Source organism: Parachryseolinea silvisoli, from assembly GCF_021190955.1.
GTDB lineage: Bacteria > Bacteroidota > Bacteroidia > Cytophagales > Cyclobacteriaceae > Ohtaekwangia > Ohtaekwangia silvisoli.
On record NZ_JAIOAO010000002.1, the window covers coordinates 1,149,819 to 1,167,750 of the forward strand.

The 17,932-nt window shown below is 52.2% G+C and carries 17 protein-coding genes; 11 read left to right on the forward strand and 6 right to left on the reverse strand.

The window, feature by feature from the left end; genetic code table 11:
• Nucleotides 1-6 precede the first annotated feature (6 nt).
• The gene (locus K7P01_RS14730; RefSeq protein WP_267294263.1) at nucleotides 7-699 is read left to right on the forward strand and encodes a lipoprotein signal peptidase; all 693 of its coding nucleotides are present in this window, start codon (nucleotides 7-9) and stop codon (nucleotides 697-699) included.
• 191 nt (nucleotides 700-890) lie between these two features.
• The gene (locus K7P01_RS14735) at nucleotides 891-2,402 is read left to right on the forward strand and encodes an APC family permease (protein WP_267294265.1); all 1,512 of its coding nucleotides are present in this window, start codon (nucleotides 891-893) and stop codon (nucleotides 2,400-2,402) included.
• Nucleotides 2,403-2,483: 81 nt separating this feature from the next.
• On the opposite strand, the gene ndk is transcribed toward K7P01_RS14735, so the two are convergent.
• Nucleotides 2,484-2,903, reverse strand: coding sequence for a nucleoside-diphosphate kinase (gene ndk / locus K7P01_RS14740; protein ID WP_267294267.1), 420 nt, complete (start codon nucleotides 2,901-2,903; stop codon nucleotides 2,484-2,486).
• Nucleotides 2,904-3,054: 151 nt separating this feature from the next.
• On the opposite strand from ndk, the gene K7P01_RS14745 reads away from it, so the two are divergent.
• From K7P01_RS14745 to secDF, 7 genes are all read left to right on the forward strand, one after another.
• Nucleotides 3,055-4,074 carry a DHH family phosphoesterase gene (locus K7P01_RS14745; RefSeq protein WP_267294269.1) on the forward strand — a complete coding sequence of 340 codons (1,020 nt, stop codon included), beginning with the start codon at nucleotides 3,055-3,057 and terminating at the stop codon, nucleotides 4,072-4,074.
• Nucleotides 4,075-4,122: 48 nt separating this feature from the next.
• Entirely contained in the window at nucleotides 4,123-5,025 is a 903-nt protein-coding gene (locus tag K7P01_RS14750) for an FKBP-type peptidyl-prolyl cis-trans isomerase (protein ID WP_267294271.1), read from the forward strand.
• 19 nt (nucleotides 5,026-5,044) lie between these two features.
• Nucleotides 5,045-5,989 carry an FKBP-type peptidyl-prolyl cis-trans isomerase gene (locus K7P01_RS14755; protein WP_267294273.1) on the forward strand — a complete coding sequence of 315 codons (945 nt, stop codon included), beginning with the start codon at nucleotides 5,045-5,047 and terminating at the stop codon, nucleotides 5,987-5,989.
• Complete coding sequence (gene rdgB, locus K7P01_RS14760; protein ID WP_317987619.1) at nucleotides 5,986-6,567, forward strand: RdgB/HAM1 family non-canonical purine NTP pyrophosphatase; 582 nt, start codon at nucleotides 5,986-5,988, stop codon at nucleotides 6,565-6,567. Before K7P01_RS14755 ends, rdgB begins: the two co-directional genes overlap by 4 nt.
• 16 nt (nucleotides 6,568-6,583) lie before the next feature.
• Nucleotides 6,584-7,213, forward strand: a complete 630-nt coding sequence (locus K7P01_RS14765) for a uridine kinase family protein (RefSeq protein WP_267294275.1) — start codon at nucleotides 6,584-6,586, stop codon at nucleotides 7,211-7,213.
• A 135-nt stretch (nucleotides 7,214-7,348) separates the two neighbouring features.
• Nucleotides 7,349-7,699: a hypothetical protein gene (locus tag K7P01_RS14770; protein WP_267294277.1), complete on the forward strand. Its 351-nt coding sequence runs from the start codon at nucleotides 7,349-7,351 to the stop codon at nucleotides 7,697-7,699.
• Between the two features lie 97 nt (nucleotides 7,700-7,796).
• Entirely contained in the window at nucleotides 7,797-10,769 is a 2,973-nt protein-coding gene (gene secDF / locus K7P01_RS14775; RefSeq protein ID WP_267294279.1) for a protein translocase subunit SecDF, read from the forward strand.
• Nucleotides 10,770-10,878: 109 nt separating this feature from the next.
• Here the strand turns inward: secDF and K7P01_RS14780 are convergent, their stop codons facing one another.
• The 3 genes from K7P01_RS14780 to mltG all read right to left on the reverse strand — a co-directional run bounded on the left by K7P01_RS14780 (nucleotide 10,879) and on the right by mltG (nucleotide 13,416).
• A complete protein-coding gene (locus K7P01_RS14780; protein WP_267294281.1) occupies nucleotides 10,879-11,880 on the reverse strand; it encodes a YihY/virulence factor BrkB family protein in 1,002 nt (333 codons plus the stop codon).
• A 74-nt stretch (nucleotides 11,881-11,954) separates the two neighbouring features.
• The gene (locus tag K7P01_RS14785) at nucleotides 11,955-12,359 is read right to left on the reverse strand and encodes an acyl-CoA thioesterase (protein WP_267294283.1); all 405 of its coding nucleotides are present in this window, start codon (nucleotides 12,357-12,359) and stop codon (nucleotides 11,955-11,957) included.
• Nucleotide 12,360: 1 nt separating this feature from the next.
• Nucleotides 12,361-13,416 (reverse strand): endolytic transglycosylase MltG, encoded by a 1,056-nt coding sequence (gene mltG / locus K7P01_RS14790; RefSeq protein ID WP_267294285.1) that lies wholly within the window; start codon nucleotides 13,414-13,416, stop codon nucleotides 12,361-12,363.
• Nucleotides 13,417-13,488: 72 nt separating this feature from the next.
• Between mltG and K7P01_RS14795 the strand changes: the two genes are divergently transcribed.
• Together K7P01_RS14795 and K7P01_RS14800 are read left to right on the forward strand one after the other, a co-directional pair.
• On the forward strand, nucleotides 13,489-14,118 hold the full coding sequence (locus K7P01_RS14795) for an L-threonylcarbamoyladenylate synthase (protein ID WP_267294287.1): 630 nt from the start codon (nucleotides 13,489-13,491) through the stop codon (nucleotides 14,116-14,118).
• Between the two features lie 60 nt (nucleotides 14,119-14,178).
• Nucleotides 14,179-15,063: an SMP-30/gluconolactonase/LRE family protein gene (locus K7P01_RS14800; protein ID WP_267294289.1), complete on the forward strand. Its 885-nt coding sequence runs from the start codon at nucleotides 14,179-14,181 to the stop codon at nucleotides 15,061-15,063.
• On the opposite strand, the gene recO is transcribed toward K7P01_RS14800, so the two are convergent.
• Together recO and porZ are read right to left on the reverse strand one after the other, a co-directional pair.
• Complete coding sequence (gene recO, locus K7P01_RS14805) at nucleotides 15,060-15,728, reverse strand: DNA repair protein RecO (RefSeq protein ID WP_267294291.1); 669 nt, start codon at nucleotides 15,726-15,728, stop codon at nucleotides 15,060-15,062. The two genes, K7P01_RS14800 and recO, sit on opposite strands and share 4 nt — an antisense overlap.
• A gap of 1 nt (nucleotide 15,729) precedes the next feature.
• Complete coding sequence (porZ, locus tag K7P01_RS14810) at nucleotides 15,730-17,931, reverse strand: type IX secretion system anionic LPS delivery protein PorZ (protein WP_267294293.1); 2,202 nt, start codon at nucleotides 17,929-17,931, stop codon at nucleotides 15,730-15,732.
• Between the last annotated feature and the right edge of the window lies 1 nt (nucleotide 17,932).

A 17,932-nucleotide genomic window follows, 5' to 3' on the forward strand; every position in this document is an offset into this window, starting at 1 on the left:
AAGCCCATGAAAATATATAAATACTTTATTCTCGCCCTCGTTGTCATCCTGATCGACCAGGCTTCTAAAGTGCTCGTGCATCATCACATGGATTTGCACGAAGAGATCACCATCCTCGGTGGCGAGCGTTTTGGCTTTAAGCTGCATTACTTATTGAACCCGGGTATGGCATTCGGTATACGCTGGAACAATGAATTCGGCAAGCTGGCGCTGACGGTGTTTCGTATCCTGGCCATGGGGGGCATAGCGTATTATTTGTGGAAGATGGCGCAACGACATGCCCATACCGGTTTTCTATGGTGTATGGCATTGATCCTGGGCGGGGCCGTAGGCAATGTTATTGACAGCACCTTTTACGGTGTGTGGTTTAATAACCATCCGGTCGATTCGCCTACACCGTGGTTTCACGGGCAGGTAATCGACATGCTGTTCTTCCCCTTATTTGATTTGACGTGGCCGAAGTGGGTGCCCGTCGTCGGCGGAGAGTATTTCTTATTCTTTAGTCCGGTATTTAATATCGCCGATTCCTCCATTTTTGTCGGTGTAGTTGTCATCCTGATCTTCCAGCGCCGTTTCTTTGGCGAGCACATCAGCGACACTGTACCGCCGGAATTGCATACAACACACACCGATACGCAGGAGCCTTCCTCGGGAGAAACGATTGAAAAGCCTGCAGACTCCACATCTTCTTCGCGTTAACAGTAACGCAGACACCTCTACCGAGCCTGTAGATTTACTACAGGCCCTGCATACCGTCGATCATTAATTTTGTTGATCGATGCTACTGCTCGTTAGCCAAGTTCATTATTATTATTACTTTTAAGGCTGATAAGTATTTATCGGATAACGTATAGTTAATTATCCCCTAACCTTAAACCTATAACACTATAATGAGTTTGTTTATTAAGAAGCCGCTGGAGCAGCTGCTTTCACAGGCCGACGAAGGAGAGAAAGGATTGAAGCGAACGTTGGGCGCTGGAAATCTTGTTGCGTTGGGTATTGGCGCCATTATCGGCGCGGGTCTTTTTGTGCGTACAGCGGCAGCTGCCGGCCAGGCGGCTGGTCCGGCCGTTACTCTTTCGTTTATCGTTGCCGCGGTGGGTTGTGCCTTTGCGGGATTGTGCTACGCCGAGTTTGCCTCGATGATCCCGGTTGCCGGGAGCGCCTATGCCTATAGTTATGTGACGATGGGCGAGCTTACCGCCTGGATCATTGGATGGGCCCTGATCATGGAATATGCCCTGGGCGCGGCTACTGTTAGTATCGCCTGGAGTGAATATCTCAATAAACTGTTGGGTGGAGGCATACCGTATGAATGGTGTCACTCGCCTTTTGAAAGTTATACCGACTCGGCCGGAGTGTTACATCAGGGTCTCGTCAATTTTCCGGCCCTTATCATTCTGGTGGCGCTGACCATGCTGCTGATCAAAGGCACACAAGAGTCTGCTGTATTCAACGCCATTATTGTATTTGTTAAGGTTGCGATCGTATTGCTGTTCATCGCTATCGGATGGCAATTCATCAATCCTGCAAACCATACGCCTTACCTGATTCCAGAAGGTACACCCCCCGTGGTGGACCAGGCTGGTAAAGTTATTGCCGACTACTCCGGTGTATTTAAGCACGGCTGGGGCGGTGTACTGGGCGGTGCTGCCATTGTATTCTTTGCGTTCATTGGTTTTGATGCGGTGTCTACTGCTGCTCAAGAGGCAAAGAATCCGAAACGCGACATGCCGATCGGTATTCTCGGCTCGCTTCTGGTATGTACGATCCTCTATATATTGTTTGGTCACGTATTGACGGGTGTGGCGAACTGGCAGGACTTTGTCGATCCGGAGAAAGGCCGTGAAGCGTCTGTCGCCTATGCCATTAGTACCTATATGGCCGGTTATGGCTGGTTGGCTACTGCCGTGACGGTCGCCATCCTGGCGGGTTTCTCGTCGGTTATTCTCGTGATGTTGATGGGTCAGAGCCGGGTATTTTATACCATGAGCAAAGATGGTCTCATTCCTCCCATCTTCAGCGACCTGCATCCTAAATTCAAAACTCCTTATAAGGCCAACTGGATTCTTTTTGTGTTCGTTGGTTTGTTTTCAGGGTTTGTCCCTGGGCATGTGGCCGGTGACCTGACCAGCTTCGGTACGTTGTTTGCGTTTGTACTGGTGAGCATTGGCGTATGGATTCTGCGGTTTAAATCGCCTAACGCCGAGCGGCCGTTTAGATCGCCGCTGTCAAATCCTTACTTTCCCCTGGTGCCGATCCTGGGCGCACTCATCTGCCTGGGCATGATCGTGGCGCTGGACCGCCAGACGCTGACCGTAGCGTTTGGGTGGATGATTGTCGGGTTGGTGGTATATTTTGGCTATAGCAAACACCATAGCAAGCTGCGGCAAAAGAAATAGGCTGGTGCGCTGGCACAGCAATAAAAGCAATAAAAAAGGCTCCTTGTGGGAGCCTTTTTTATTGCTGTGTATTTTCTACGATTAGAATTGCTCGAATGCCGAGAAGAAAAAGTTTCCTTCGTTGGCTGCATTTTCGTCGCTGTCAGAGCCGTGGATGGCGTTCGCCTCGATAGACTTGGCAAAGTCGGCACGGATGGTGCCGGGAGCTGCTTTCTTCGGGTCGGTTGCGCCGATCAGTTTGCGGAAATCTTCTACGGCGTTGTCTTTCTCGAGGATCATCGGCACGATGGTGCCAGAGGACATATACGCGCAAAGCTCGTTGTAGAAAGAGCGTTCTTTGTGGATGGCATAGAACTGGCCAGCCAACGCAGCAGAAAGTTGAGTTTTCTTCAGTGCGATGATCTTAAAGCCTGCTTCTTCGATCCGTTTAATGATCGCTCCGGTATTGCCCGCACTGACGGCATCGGGCTTCAGCATTGTGAAAGTTCTGTTTGTAGCCATTTTTTGTTATTGTTATTTCGTTTGGTTTATGGATCGCGGCCGGAGAATGTTTTAAACGGCGTCCGGCAAGCGGCGGCAAAAATAGAAAAAAAGGTGGTCTGTGCACTGTTAAAAAAAATACTCATTTTTGCGCCTTGCTATAACCCTGACCATGCAAAACATCCAGGCCTTTAAGGATTATATGGATCAGCCACGGAAAGTGGTTATTCTCACGCATTTTAAGCCCGATGCCGACGCGCTTGGCTCGTCGTTGGGGTTGGCCGGCTATCTGAAGAAAAAAGGCCACGCCGTGCAGGTGATCACGCCCAGTGATTATCCCGATTTTATTGCCTGGATGCCGGGAAACAGCGAGGTGCTTGTTTTCCAAAAGGACCGGCCGCAGAAGGCGCGCCAGGTGGTGGAGGCCGCCGATATTATCTTCTGCCTCGATTTCTCCAGCCTCAACCGCATTCACGACCTGGGCGAAATGGTGAAAATTTCGACGGCCCGCAAGGTGCTGATCGATCACCACCTCGAGCCCGAAAAGTTTGCCGACTTTGAGCAGTGGGACGAAACCGCGGCATCAACTGCCGAACTGGTGTATCAGCTGATCGAGCAACTGGGGGACAAATCGCTGATTGATGCCAATATTGCGAGCTGCCTATACGCAGGCATTATGACCGATACCGGGGGATTTCGCCATCCCAACACCACGCATAAAGTATTTCAGATCGCGGGCGAGCTGGTGGGCCTGGGGGCGGAACCGGCCAAGGTCTCGAAGCAGATTTACGATACCAACTCGCTGGAGCGCCTCCGGCTGATGGGCTATGTGCTAAGTGAAAAGCTGCAGGTACTGCCCGAATACAGAACGGCCTACATGGCCCTGTCGGCCGAAGACCTGAAGAAATTCGCTTCGCAGACGGGCGACACGGAGGGACTGGTGAATTATGGCTTGTCGATTAAAGGCGTGCGCCTTTCCGTGATGATCTCGGACCGGCGGGATAATATTAAACTGTCGTTCCGGTCGCTCGGGAGTTTTTCCGTAAACGACCTGGCGCGTAAACATTTTGAAGGGGGAGGTCACCGCAATGCCGCCGGCGGCCAGACCAATCTGACACTGGACCAGACGTTGCAGAAATTCCTGGACCTGTTGCCCACCTACAAAGACGAGCTCACGGCCGATGAGCCCTAAAAAAGTGTTACCTAATTCCAACTTTATAATCTAAATACTTGTCTAATCATGAAGATGACCAAACTCGCGAACGTGCTGATGGGATTGCTGTTACTCGGTGTAGCCGCATGCAAAAACGCCGAAACAAAAGAAACTCCCAATGGCTTTAAGTACCAGGTAGTAGAAGCTGGTGACGGCATTGTGCCGAAGCAAGACCAGTTGCTGGTATTTGAATACATCATGAAAGATTCCAAAGATTCCGTTTGGATCGATACCTATGAAAATGGCTTTCCCGGCGTGATCCGCATTCAGGACACTTCGGCGCTGAAGACCGAAATCGGCATGATGCAAATGTTCCGCCAGCTGTCGGACAATGACAGTATCACGATCAGCAAGCCTGCCAAAGAATTCTTCAAGGACGTGCTGGGCCGCCCCCTCACGCCGGAAGTTGACTCGACCGTCACCATTACGTGCAACCTGCGCGTGATTGAAATTCTCGACATGCAGAAGTTCAACGAATTCCAGGCCAAGTTGTACGAGAAGCGCAAAGGCAAGCAAAAAAGCAAAGACGAAAGCGCGATTGACAAATACATCGCCGAGAAAAAGGTCGCCGATGTGAAGACCGACACCAGCGGTATTCGCTACGTAATCCACAACAACGCCGGTGGCAAGAAACCCACCGCCGCTAGCTGCGTGGAAGTGAAATACGAAGGTAAATTCCTGAAAGACGAGCGTATTTTCGACAAGAATGAAAAGATCGCCTTCTCCCTGGGCCAGGTTATTCCGGGTTGGAGAATCAGCATTCCGATGCTGGGCATTGGCGATTCGGCAACATTCTACATCCCCTCTGCGCTTGCCTACGGACCACAAGGCTACCCGGGCGCTATTCCGCCGGACGCCATTTTGATTTTTGACGTGACGCTGCTGGGTGTAGGCGATACCTACGACCAGGAAGCACACGGCTGTAAGTAGAAAAACATCCATACCCATCATGAAGAGAAGTGTTCATAGATTTTTCGGAATTGCCCTGGTAGCCGCGGCGCTGCTTGGCGTGAGTAGCTGCCTGGATTCACCGGACGACATTGTCGACCCGAATATTCAGTTGCAAAAGGATATCGCGACCATCGACAATTACATGTTGACAGAAGGTGTATTCGGCTATCGCGAGGACGAGTATACCAAGATCCGTTTCGTTATCAAGAAACTGGGAACCAAGCTGCCGGCACGCACTACGGCGACAAAGATTTCGGCTGACTACAAGGTCTTCTCGATTCCTCCGGGAACCACACCGTATGACCAGGGAAACATCACCAGCACGCAGTTGGGTACGTTGATCTCGGGTTGGCAAACCATGGCGATGAAACTTCCTGTGGGTACAATCGCGGATCTTTACATTCCTTCTCTATGGGCATATGGCACAGGGGGCAAAGGCGAGATTCCTGGCAACATGCCGCTGCTGTTCGAAGATTTTGAAATACTCAACGCCGAAATCACCAGCGCAGAGCAAAACCAGTTTAAGTCAGACACCACCGCTATTCGCACATACCTGGAAGGGAAAGATTACACGGATGTAGTCTACGACACCACGGGTATTGCGTACCGGGTCACGACGCAAGGCGGCGGTTCCCAACCGAGCTGGTTCAGCAAGGTAACGTTCAAGGCGCAGTACAAGCTGCTCACAGACGATACCCGCGCGGTGACCGATGTACTGGAACTGAAGCCGCAGGAAAACGTAACGGATAGCCGCCCCGTCGATTATATCCAGGGTCTCATGATCGGGTTGCAACAGCTGCGCGAAGGCTCGAAAGCCACGTTCTACATTCCGTCGGGATTGGGCTTTGGCGTGCAGGGTGCCTCTAACAATGCTGGTACGACCGTCATTCCCGCGAATTCCAACATTATTGTCGACATCGAAGTGATTGCCGTTAGTCAATGATTAAACTTTGTTTTGCCTCCAATAACAAACACAAGCTTGAGGAAATCAGCCAGGTGGTGGGAGGTTACGTTGATCTGTTAAGTCTGAACGATATTAAATGCTTTGAAGAGTTGCCCGAAACCCGTGATACGATGGAGGGCAACTCTTTACAAAAAGCAGTCTACGTGCTCGATCATTATCACGTTCCTTGTTTTGCCGACGATTCGGGCCTGGAGGTGGAAGCCTTAAAAGGCGCCCCCGGCGTATACTCAGCGCGTTATGCGGGCGACCACCGCAGCAACGAGGACAACATCGACCTGTTACTCAAAAATCTGTACGGTGACACCAACCGGCGGGCGCGCTTCCGCTCCGTCATTACGTTGGTAGGCCTGGAGGAAAAGCCGGTATACTTTGAAGGCATTATACCGGGCACCATCATTGCCGCGCGGCGCGGTACGGGAGGCTTTGGCTACGACCCGATTTTTGTTCCCGAGGGTCACAATCGTACCTTTGCAGAAATGAGCCTGGAAGAGAAGAATGCCATGAGCCATCGCGCCATTGCGGTGCGCAAGCTGGCTGACTATCTCAAGGAGAGATAACCGCACGGGAGCTACCATGAAACCTGTTTACACCATCGGCATTACCGGCGGCAGTGGCTCCGGTAAAACGCACTTCATAAAACAGCTGGCCGGCCGGTTTCAGCCGAACGAGATTTGCCTCATTTCGCAAGATCATTATTACAAACCCATTCATTTGCAGGTGCGTGACTCCGAAGGCATCGAAAATTTCGACCTGCCGGAGGCCATCGACCGGGAAGCCTTTCACCAGGACTTGCTGAAGCTTAAGCGCGGCGAGACATTGCTGAAACAGGAATATACGTTTAACAATGTCGATGCAAATCCCGGTATACTGACGTTTACTCCGGCGCCCCTCCTGATCATCGAGGGGCTGTTTGTGCAATATTTTCCGGAGATTGAACAAGAGCTCGACCTGAAGCTTTTTATAGAAGCCAAAGACCACCTGAAGCTCAGCCGCCGCATTCGCCGCGACAGCGAAGAGCGGGGCTATCCGCTGGACGATGTGCTGTATCGCTACCAGCACCACGTCATGCCGATTTACGAAGCTTATATCAAGCCGCTGCAGCACAAAGCCGATCTGGTCATTCCCAACAATCACCATTTTGAGCGCGCCCTCGACCTGCTCACGCTGGCGCTGAAGCACCGCATTTCGCAAATGGAATCGTAGATCCAGCGATCAAAAATGCAGGCCAGGCAGGCCCGCCTACCGGCAGGCAGGCCTAAAAACGCTGTTTTCAGGCTTCCTCAAACGAAATCTTGCACATTGCCGCCAAATGTCTACTTTTGTACCCCTTGTATAGACATGGCAGGAAGAGCTGACATACGATTTGGAACCTTGGCGGCGGGCGTTTTAACGGCCGTGATCGTCATTGTTTCGCAGCTTTTTTACTTTCAGACGGCTGCCCATCATCCCAAAAAAGAAGTAAAGACCGAGCAGCAGGATTCGTCTACGCCCGACGGTACTTACATCACGCTGCCGTCGAGTACCTTGCCTTCATCCTCCCACGTCGTTTTTCAGCAACAGGTTTTCTGCCTTTTCACTGTACTGGTGAAAACGGTAGAGACATCCGCACCTGATCGCAGCGTTTCGCCGACACCCAGCCGGTTTTTTAGAACGCTCTTCAGGACCATCATTTCTCCGAACGCACCCTAAGGCTTCAGCTTCCTGGTACTTGCCTGAACTGACCGGTTTGAGCCGGCAGAACTTCAGCTATTCTTTTTCTCCTGTATTTTACTTTTTACCAAACCATATGCAAAACAAAGGATTAGTAATTTCTCTCGCGGTAGTGATCACACTACTGTGTTTTTACTACCTGTCGTTTACGTTCGTCTCCTACAACGTGCAACGCAAGGCAGTAGCCGCCGCCGCCGATGCGAGCGGTAACATCGACATTAACAAAAAGCAGGCTTACCTGGACTCCGTGTGGACTACACCGGTATACAACTTGCTGGGGGCAGAATTTACCTACAAAGAGGTAAAAGACTCTGAGCTTAGCCTTGGCCTTGACCTGCAAGGCGGTATGCACGTTACCCTGGAAGTATCGCCTGCCGACATTATCAAAAGCCTGAGCGGCAACAGCCAGGACTCTGCTTTCCTGAGCGCCCTGCGTGTAGCCTCTAAAGAACAAAAGACCAGCCGCGACAACTACAGCACGCTGTTCTTCCGCGCGTTTCGTAAGGCTAACCCCGACAAGCGCCTGGCTTCTATTTTCGCAAACTCCTCTACGCGCGATAAGATCGCTACCAACGACGACGACAAGAAAGTGATTGACGTTGTAGACAGCGAAATTGAAAGCGCCATCGATCGTTCCTTTACGATCCTCAGCAACCGTCTCGATCAGTTTGGTACGTCGCAACCTAACATTCAGCGCCTGCCGGGCACCGGCCGTATTCAGGTAGAAATTCCGGGTGCTGACAACCCGGCGCGTGTACGCAAGCTGTTGCAAGGTGTGGCACGTCTCGAATTCTGGGATGTGATTGAGCCCAACACGCTGAATACGCAATTGCTCGCCATCAACGACGTACTCGTAAAAGAACAAAAGGCTGCCGCCAAGCCGGCTGTAGCTACTGGTGCAACGACCAGCACCGATACTACCAATGCTGACGGCGACGATCTTTCTTCCCTGCTCGGCGATAGCACCAAAACTTCTTCGGCTGATTCTGCTGCTGCCCAAAAAGGTCTGGACTCGCTGCAGAACATGGCGAACGTGTCGGCTCTCTTTTCTCTGAGCAATCCTCCGAGTGCGTTCCGCTATGCGCTGAAAGACACCGCTAAAATCAACGACATCTTCCGTCGTCACGACATCCGTAACCTGCTGCCCCGCACGGTAGGCGTTTTCTGGGCGAACAAGCCTGACCAGGTGGGCAACCAGGAGTCACTCGAGCTTTTCTTCCTTGATATCGGCCGCGACGGCAAGTCCCGCCTGACGGGTGAAGTCATCACCGATGCACACAGCGACCTGGACGAGTATGCCCGCCACGCAGTAAGCATGAAAATGAACGCGAAGGGTACACGCACGTGGGCAAAATGGACGGCAGAAGCTGCCAGCAAATCACCGAAAGGTAGAATCGCTATCACGCTGGATAACACGGTATACTCAGCTCCTTCAGTAAACGGCGAGATCCCCAACGGTAACTCGCAGATCTCCGGTAACTTTACCGACATTGAAGCGAAAGACCTTGCCAACGTGCTGAAGGCTGGTTCGCTGCCGGCACCGACGAAGATCGTAGAAGAATCATCGGTTGGACCTACACTGGGTGCTGAGTCAATCCGCAACGGTATCCTGTCGATCATCGTGGGCTTCCTGATCATCATCTTCTTTATGCTGGTGGTTTATAATACCTCAGGTTGGGTAGCTGACCTCGCGGTAATCCTCAACTTGATCTTCCTGTTGGGTGTTCTGGCGTCGTTAAACGCAGCGCTCACACTGCCTGGTATCGCCGGTATCTTGTTGTCACTGGCCATTGCGGTAGATGCGAACGTACTGATCAACGAACGTGTAAAAGAAGACCTGAATTCTGGTAAGAGCCAGGAAGCTTCTATTCGTGCGGGGTACAAAGGTGCCTTCTCGGCCATTATCGACTCGAACGTAACGACCTTCATTAAAGGTCTTGTGCTGTTGGCCTTCGGTACTGGTCTGATCTATGGCTTTGCGCTGAACCTGATCATCGGTATCGTGTGTTCGTTCTTTACATCGGTATTCTTTACCCGTGTTATTTTCGAATACTACACACGTCGTGGTAAGAAGATCGCCTTCTCACGCAGCTGGTCCAAGACACTGTTCCGCAGCATCAATTTCGACTTTATCGGCAACCGTAAGATTTATTATACCATCTCGGGGGCCATTGTAGTAGCCGGCATCGCCATGATCGCCTTCAAAGGCTTTAACTACGGTGTGGACTTCAAAGGTGGTCGTACATATATCGTGGGGTTTGAAAAATCAATCTCGGCTTCTGACGTACGCGGTGCGCTGACCCAATCGTTCGAAGAAACCCCGGAAGTAAAAACCTTTGGCGGCACAACGAAATACAAAATAACCACGAGCTACCTGGTGGACGACGATTCTGATGAAGCAACTGTAAAAGCAGAACAGCGGCTCGAAGAAGGTCTGGCGAAGATCGGCGACAATAAGGCTGAAGTATTGAGCTTCTACAAAGTAGGCCCGACGATTGCAAACGACATCAAGGTGTCGGCTGTATGGTCGCTGCTCATTGCCGTAGTACTGATGTTCCTCTATATCCTGATCCGTTTCCGCAAGTGGCAGTTCGCCCTCGGTACAGTAGTGAGCTTGTTCCACACGGTGTTAGTCGTGCTGTCGCTCTTCGTACTGTTGGAGCCGATCATGCCGTTTACCATGGAAATCGACCAGGCTTTCGTCGCCGCGATCCTGACGGTAATTGGCTACTCCATCAACGACTCCGTGGTGGTGTTTGACCGCGTGCGCGAGTTCCTGTCGCTGAAGAAAAGCTCTGAAAGCACCTCTTCGGTGGTAAACAATGCCTTGAACGACACGTTGAGCCGTACCCTCATTACCGGTATGTCGACGCTGTTCGTACTGGTGATCCTCTTCTTCTTTGGAGGCGAAACGATCAAAGGCTTTACGTTTGCCATGTTGATCGGTGTATTGATCGGTACCTATTCGTCACTCTGTATCGGCACGCCGGTACTGGTTGACTTCTCACCCGAAGAAAAACAAGCCGAGCCGAAGCCCGTTGCGGCGTAAGCATACGCTTAATAATACTGAAAGGCCGCCTCGATCGAGGCGGCCTTTTTTGTTTTTAAGGATATGTCAGATTTTGGAACTGTGTATAGATGCCAGCAATATCTTTCTATTACCGGAAGCTTTTCCCGAGGTTCTTTTGCTTCAGCTGATCACGAAACTTCCGCGCGTTCCAGAGCGCCTGTTGGCGGATAGCGTGGTGCAGCGTGGCATTTACCTCATAGCCGATCAGCAACACGACGGTAACCAATTGTACCCATACCATAATGGCAATCAGCACCCCGATCGAGCCATAGACCTTGTTATAGGTGGCGAAGTTGGTGATGTAATAGGAAAATCCGTAACAGACTACCAGTGTGAGCAGGGTGGCGATGAACGATCCGATGGAAAAGAAGCGCCAGTTGTAGTGGATCGCCGGGCCGAAATAATAGAGAGCCGAGATGGCGATAAAGAATACGATGAAGATGACCACGAAGCGTAGGGAAAACAGCAGGAATACGGTAAAGCTGCTGAGGTGCAGCCAGGAGAATTGCTCGAAGTATTCCAGTACTAACTGACCTACTACCAGCAGGATAATGGCCAGGAACACTACAAAGGCGAGGTTAAAGGTAAGCCCTGTGGCGATGAGGCGGGTCTTGAGGCCGCTGCGGCGCTCGACTGTGCGGTAGCAGGCGTTGAAGGCGCGGATGAGGGCCATCGTGCCGTTGGTGGAGAGGTATATCGAAAACACAAAGCCTAACGAGAGGAGGCCGCCGCGCTGGTTGCTGACGATGTCCATGACGGTAGGGGAGATCACATCGTACATACTGGCAGGCATCATGTCGCCCAGAAACCCCAGAATGCTTTCGTTGGTGATGTCCGGAAAGAACCGGGTGATGTAGGGGATCAACGTAAAGAGAAAGATAATGGCGGGGAAAATGGCCAGGATAAAATTATAGGCCACGGCGTTCGACCGGTCCATGATCTCATCTTCTGCCAGGTTGTGAAAGAACAGCTTGATGATCTTATACAACGAAACGTTCTCGTATTTCTTTAGCCGTATTTTCCGCAATCGTGTAATGAATCGCCGGCCGGGATTCCATTGGAGGATAATGCGTTTGTGTTTATACTTCATCGTGCGCTGTGCATTTGCCGTAGACGATGTGCTACGGTTGTTAAAGCTAACGACTGGCGGCTAATAACAAAAGCCTAAAAGTAGGGTGCGAGCAGATCTTCCATGGCCTGCGGCGGGCGGCAAGGCCGGCTGGTCGTTTTGTTGACAAAAACCAGAAGGGTTTCACCCTGGTTGATCAGCTTATTGGCCTCGTTGAAGATCTCGTATTCAAACTTGATGCGAATGCCGGGCTTCTCGCGAATGGTTGTGACGATGCGCAGCAGCTCGTCGTAACGGCCCGGCGCCAGGTATTTGGCGTGGTTTTCCAGCACCGGCAGCATCACACCCATGTCTTCCAACGCCTTGTAGCTCATGCCCAACTGGCGCATGGCTTCCACCCGGGCTACTTCGTAGTACATGGCGTAATAGCCATAATACACATAGCCCATCTGGTCGGTCTCGCCGTAGCGTACCCGCACGGTTGTTTCGGAACGATACATGCTACTGCTGTTGTCTTCTCAGGGCTTCGCCCTTTTTCTGTTCGATGGTAAGCGCTTTTTGGTAACGGGCGGCGTTCCGCATGTGCTCCTCGTAGCTGTTGGTAAAATTATGCTCACCCGAAAAGTCCTCCTTTGCGCACATGTAGTAATAATCGGTAGGTGTATAATTCAACACGGCGTCGAGCGAATGGATCTCCGGCATGTTGATCGGCCCCGGTGGTAGTCCCGGGTATTTATAGGTATTGTATGGCGAGTCGATTTCTTTGTGACCGTTCAGCACGCGTTTCAGCGAAAAGTCACCGACCGCAAAGACCAGGGTAGGGTCGGCCTGCAGGGCAATGCCTTTGCGCAGGCGGTTCAGGTATAAGCTGGCAATGACGGGGGCTTCGCTTTTACGAATGGACTCGGCCTGTACGATAGACGCCAGGATGGAAACCTCCATGGGTGTGAGGCCGGCCTTCTTGGCTTTCTCAACGCGCTCGGGGCTCCAGAAGCGATCGTACTCTTCGTGCATGCGATTGACCAGGCCATCGGGTGAAATGTTATAGTACACTTCGTAGGTATTGGGAATGAACATGGCCAGTACGTTGTCTTTCGTAAAGCCATCGTGGTTGTTCATGGTAAACTTGATCACCGCCGCTTCAAACTCCTCGGGCGTCATGCCCAGGTTGCGGGTGATGCGTTGCGCCAGGTCTTTCACCAGCCGTACGTTGTTAAACGTGATCTTCACGGGCTCCTGCTTGCCCGCCCGCAATATGCGCAGGGCCTCCAGATTAGTCATGTTGCTGCGGAGCACGTAGCGACCGGCCTTTATTTGGTTGGCGTAGCCGGTCAATTTGGCCAGAAAACTGAAGGAAATGAGGTCGTTAACATACCTTCCCTTGTGAAGCTTTGCCTGGAGATCCTTAAAGTTGTCTTTTTCGTCGACAACGAGGAGCTTGCTATCCATCTGCACCAGGATATTGGGCGTGTACACGATCTGATAGGCGTAATACGCAAACGAAATACCGAGGACGGAAACTACCAGAAAAACAACAATACGTTTATTCGCTTTCATAACACTCTTGAGCTGCAAAAATACTAAAATGCCCCGGAACCGCGCCCGGGCGGGAATGGTTATCTTTCCAGCATGGCAGCCGAATTAATAAGCATACACCCCCGTAACCCCGAACCCCGTAAAATCGAACAGGTGGTAGCGGTATTAAAACGTGGGGGCATCATAATCTACCCCACCGACACCATTTACGGCATTGGTTGCGACCTCATGAACCGGAAATCGATCGAACGGCTGTGCCAGATCATGAATATCAAACCGCACAAGCTCGATCTTTCGTTCATCTGCAACGACCTCAGCCACATTTCCGAATTCGCCAAGCGCATCGACACGCCGGTGTTTAAAATTCTCAAAAAAGCCCTGCCCGGACCTTATACGTTTATCCTCGAGTCCAGCAGCCGTGTGCCGAAAATATTGGATGTAAACAAAAAGACCGTCGGCATCCGCATTCCCGATCACCACATTCCGCGCATGTTGGTAGAAAAACTTCAGAACCCGCTCATCACAACGTCTATCAAAGACGATGATGCGATCAAAGCCTATACCACCGACCCCGAGGAGATATACGAAGATTTTAAACACCAGGTTGACGTGGTTATAGACGGCGGCATCGGCGGCAACGTACCCTCCACCGTCGTCGACTGTACCACTGACCCGATAACCATCATCCGCCAGGGGTTGGGTGATATTGAACAGTATTTATGAACGGTTGGGCAACATTGGCACGTATTGTGTAAAATTGTATAGACTAAAAAACAACCGCCCATGCGAATAATTCCCACGCTGACACTAACGCTGTGTGCTTTTGGCACATGCTATGCACAGCAATCCACCAACTTGTTTCAAACCCGCGATTTCACCGCCGAAAACCTCTTTACCGAAAACATCGAAGGCCCCGCCTTTGACGCCGCCGGTAAACTGTACGTCGTAAACTTTCAGCAAGATGGCACCATCGGTCAGGTTGCGCCCAACGGTGAGGTATCGCTCTTTGTAAAACTGCCCGACGGTAGCACCGCCAATGCCATTCAGTTTGGCAGTGATGGCACCATGTACCTCGCCGACTTCGCTGCCCATAACGTGTTACAGATAAACATGAAAACCAAAGCCGTGCGTGTCTATGCACACACCGACGGCTTCAATCAACCCAACGATATTTGTATCAACCGCCGCGACCAGATCTTCGCTTCTGACCCCAACTGGAAAGAAAGCACCGGCAAGCTCTGGCGTATAGACAAGGGTGGTAAACCCGTGTTGCTCACCGACAAAATGGGCACTACCAATGGCATCGAGCTGAGCCCCGACGAAAAGACCCTATACGTAAACGAAAGTGTACAAAAGAAGATCTGGGCGTTCGATGTCGATAAGCAAGGTAACATCTCTAATAAGCGCCTCTTTGCCGAGTTTCCGGACTTTGGGTTTGATGGGATGAAGTGCGATAAGAAAGGCAACCTATATGCCACCCGTTATGGAAAGGGTGTTGTCGTGGTACTATCCCCGCAAGGGAAGATTATTCGCGAGGTGGTGTTGAAAGGGAAAAAATGCAGCAACCTGGTATTTGGTGGTGCCGGCGGGAAGCATGTATATGTGACGTTGCAAGACCGGAAGGGGATGGAAACATTTGAGAATGATATAGCCGGCAAGAATTACTAATTCAATACCTCCCGCAGCACGGGAAGTGATTTAACTTCGCCGATCGTCTCGATGTGATCGGTGTAAAATTTTAGAATAAGCTCCAGCAGCTCACGGCGTTGAAGGTTCGTGAGCTGCAGCGGGGCGTCGTACTCCGTTTTTATCAGCGTTTCCAATAGTCCCTCGGTTTCTTCCGTGGCAAAACGCCCACCCACCACTTCGTTTTTAGTATGTGCGCCAAAGCCCAGGTGGCGGCTTAGCTTTAAGAGAAAGAGCAGGTGGAAATTCTCGACGCCTTCTGTCTGGCGATCCAATGCCATAAACGAGTGGATCAGAAATTGACATAGCTCCTGCGCGTGGCTTTCCTCCTTGATGGTCTTGTTGATCATCTCGTTCAGAAACATGGCGATGGTCGACTTGCGCACATCGGTCGGTATAGATTGATAGGGGTAGAGACATTTGATCTCCTTGATGCGCATGATGCCGGCGTTCTCTTTATGATAGACCACAAGGTCCAGCAACGTCATGGGTTGGTATAATGCAATGCGGCTGCGGGCCGACTTGCTGCGCACGCCGTTGACGATGTAGGCCTGCATGCCAAACAGCTCGGTAAAGATGTTGACAATAATGGAGGTCTCGCCGTACTTGGTAAACCGGAAAACGATGCCCTGTGTTTTGTGCAGCATGTTAGTCGATCACGGCAATTTTACCCACGGCACTTTCGCTGCCATCGGGTGTAGACGCAAAAACAAGGTATATACCGGTAGCGGCGCGTTTGCCGTGATAATCTTGTACATTCCAGGAGGCCGTGCCTCCCTGCGCCTGGGTCTGCCAGATCATTTTGCCGCTGATGTCGGTGATCTTGACAATGGCGTCGGTCGTCAAGCCGTTGATCGCCACGGTACCCATAAACGCCGAGGTGACCGGGTTGGGAAATATTTTGACTTGTTGGAATACTGCCGTGCCTTCGGTGGCATCACCGCGGAACGATACCAGGCCCTTATCGGTGGCGAAAAATACTTCGCCCGTTTGGGCATTGATTTCGATGTCCAGGATGTTGTCGGAAAGGAGCGGGCTGTTGGCAGTCGTAAAGTGATGCACGAGGGCTTCGCCCGTGGGATTAAACAACCAGACACCGCGGCCGGTGCCCATCCACTTGCGATTGCCACCGTCGATGGCAATGCTGGTCACCTGGTCGTCACGCAACAGAAAGCGACTTTCAAAAATAGGTCGCGAGGCGTCGTTGGTTGGGTCGAAGAAATAGGATACACCCGCCGCCGTTCCGGTCCAGACGAGGCCGTCGCGGTCGGTCACCGCGGTCAGGACACTGCGATTCGGCAAAGCGCCCGACCCGGCTGTTTCTGTAATGTACTCCGAGCCACCGGTGGCCAGGTCATACACCAAAATACCGCCGTCTACTTCCGGATCCAACACCGCCCACACGTAACCGAAGGGGTCAAGGGCGAGGTCGATCGGATAACGCGCTGCCGTAAAGGGTGCCGTCACCGACTCCCACGTGTTGTCGGGCTTGAGTAAATGAAGGGGTGTGCTGGCGCCGTAGTTTGCTACCCATAGCCCCTCTGTTGCGGGCGCCAGGGCAGTGACCTTCACGGCCGCGCCATCGCTCTTCAGCGGGCTGTTGCCAGCCGTCAATACCTTAATGTTTTCACCCTGGCGTACTTCCAGGCCACCCTGGAACGACGCCGCGTATACAGTAGCGGTGTGGATGTCCACCGCCACATCGGTAATGTCGGGCAGCGTAGCCGTTGTGGCCGACCAGGTGCCCTGCTCAAATTTGTTGATTATCCCGGCGTGGTTCAGCGGCTGGCGTGAGGCGGAATATCCTCCCGACACCGCGTAGATCACGCCGCCCGCATACGTCAGCCGCGATGCCGGCGGTCCTGCAGGGCCATTGGGCAGGTACTGTTGAAACGCCCCTGTGTCGTCGGAAATTAGGCCGTTAAGCCCGTCACCGATCCAATATTTACCACGGTTTTCTAGTAGGGTTAGAGGCTGCCGAATAAGCGCGTCGGTAATGGGCGCGGGTTCGCCGGTACCGGTAAAGCGCCAGACTTTTCCACTTTCAATTACGAGCAGCGCCTGACTCGTAGCCGACACGGCCTGAAAAGTGCTGCCTACAAAAACACTTTCTTTCGCCCAACTGCCGGCGGCAGTATACCGGTAAAGGCCGCGTGTGTCTAGCGCCGCGTATAGCGACCCTTGAAAGATCGCTACCGTCTTTGCGGCCGCGTTGAGCTCGCCGCTGTCGAAGTGTCGCCAGTTTCTAAAGTCCAGGAGGTTGGTGCTGACACGGCCTGCCAGGACACCTTTTTCAGTCGCCAGGAAAATGCTGTCTTCGCGCACAGCGGCGGCGTTGATCTTCAAGGTATTGCCGGTGCTGCCCAGGTCGCGCCACGTTTCTTTTACTTCGGCGCGCGGCAGGTCGAGCACCAGCACACCAAAGTCTGTGGAGAGATAGGCCAGGCTGCCTTGTACTAAAATATGGTTGATGCGTCGCGAGCCGGTAATGGTCGACTGGCGCAGTGGGTCCAGGGTCTTGAGGGTATTGTTCCAGAGTATATCGATCACGCCGTCGTCGTAGGCGATGAGTAGCTGTTTTGTGGTGGCGTCGGCCTGAATGGCGGTGATTGTGCCGCCGTGGAGGCCGTCGAGCTTCGAAATGACCGAAAGACTTTTGTCCTCGCGCGTGAAGATCATGATCGCATTGGCGGAGGCGCCATATACGTGCGCGTCGTCGGCCGTGATGGCGGAGATGGCATTAAAGGAGGCGTGCACACGCCAGGTGCCCAGCGGGATGTCTTGTGCCGTGGCCCAGAGGGTCGGCAGCAAAACAGCGGCCCAGCAAAAGAAGTTACGAAAGTCTTTCATC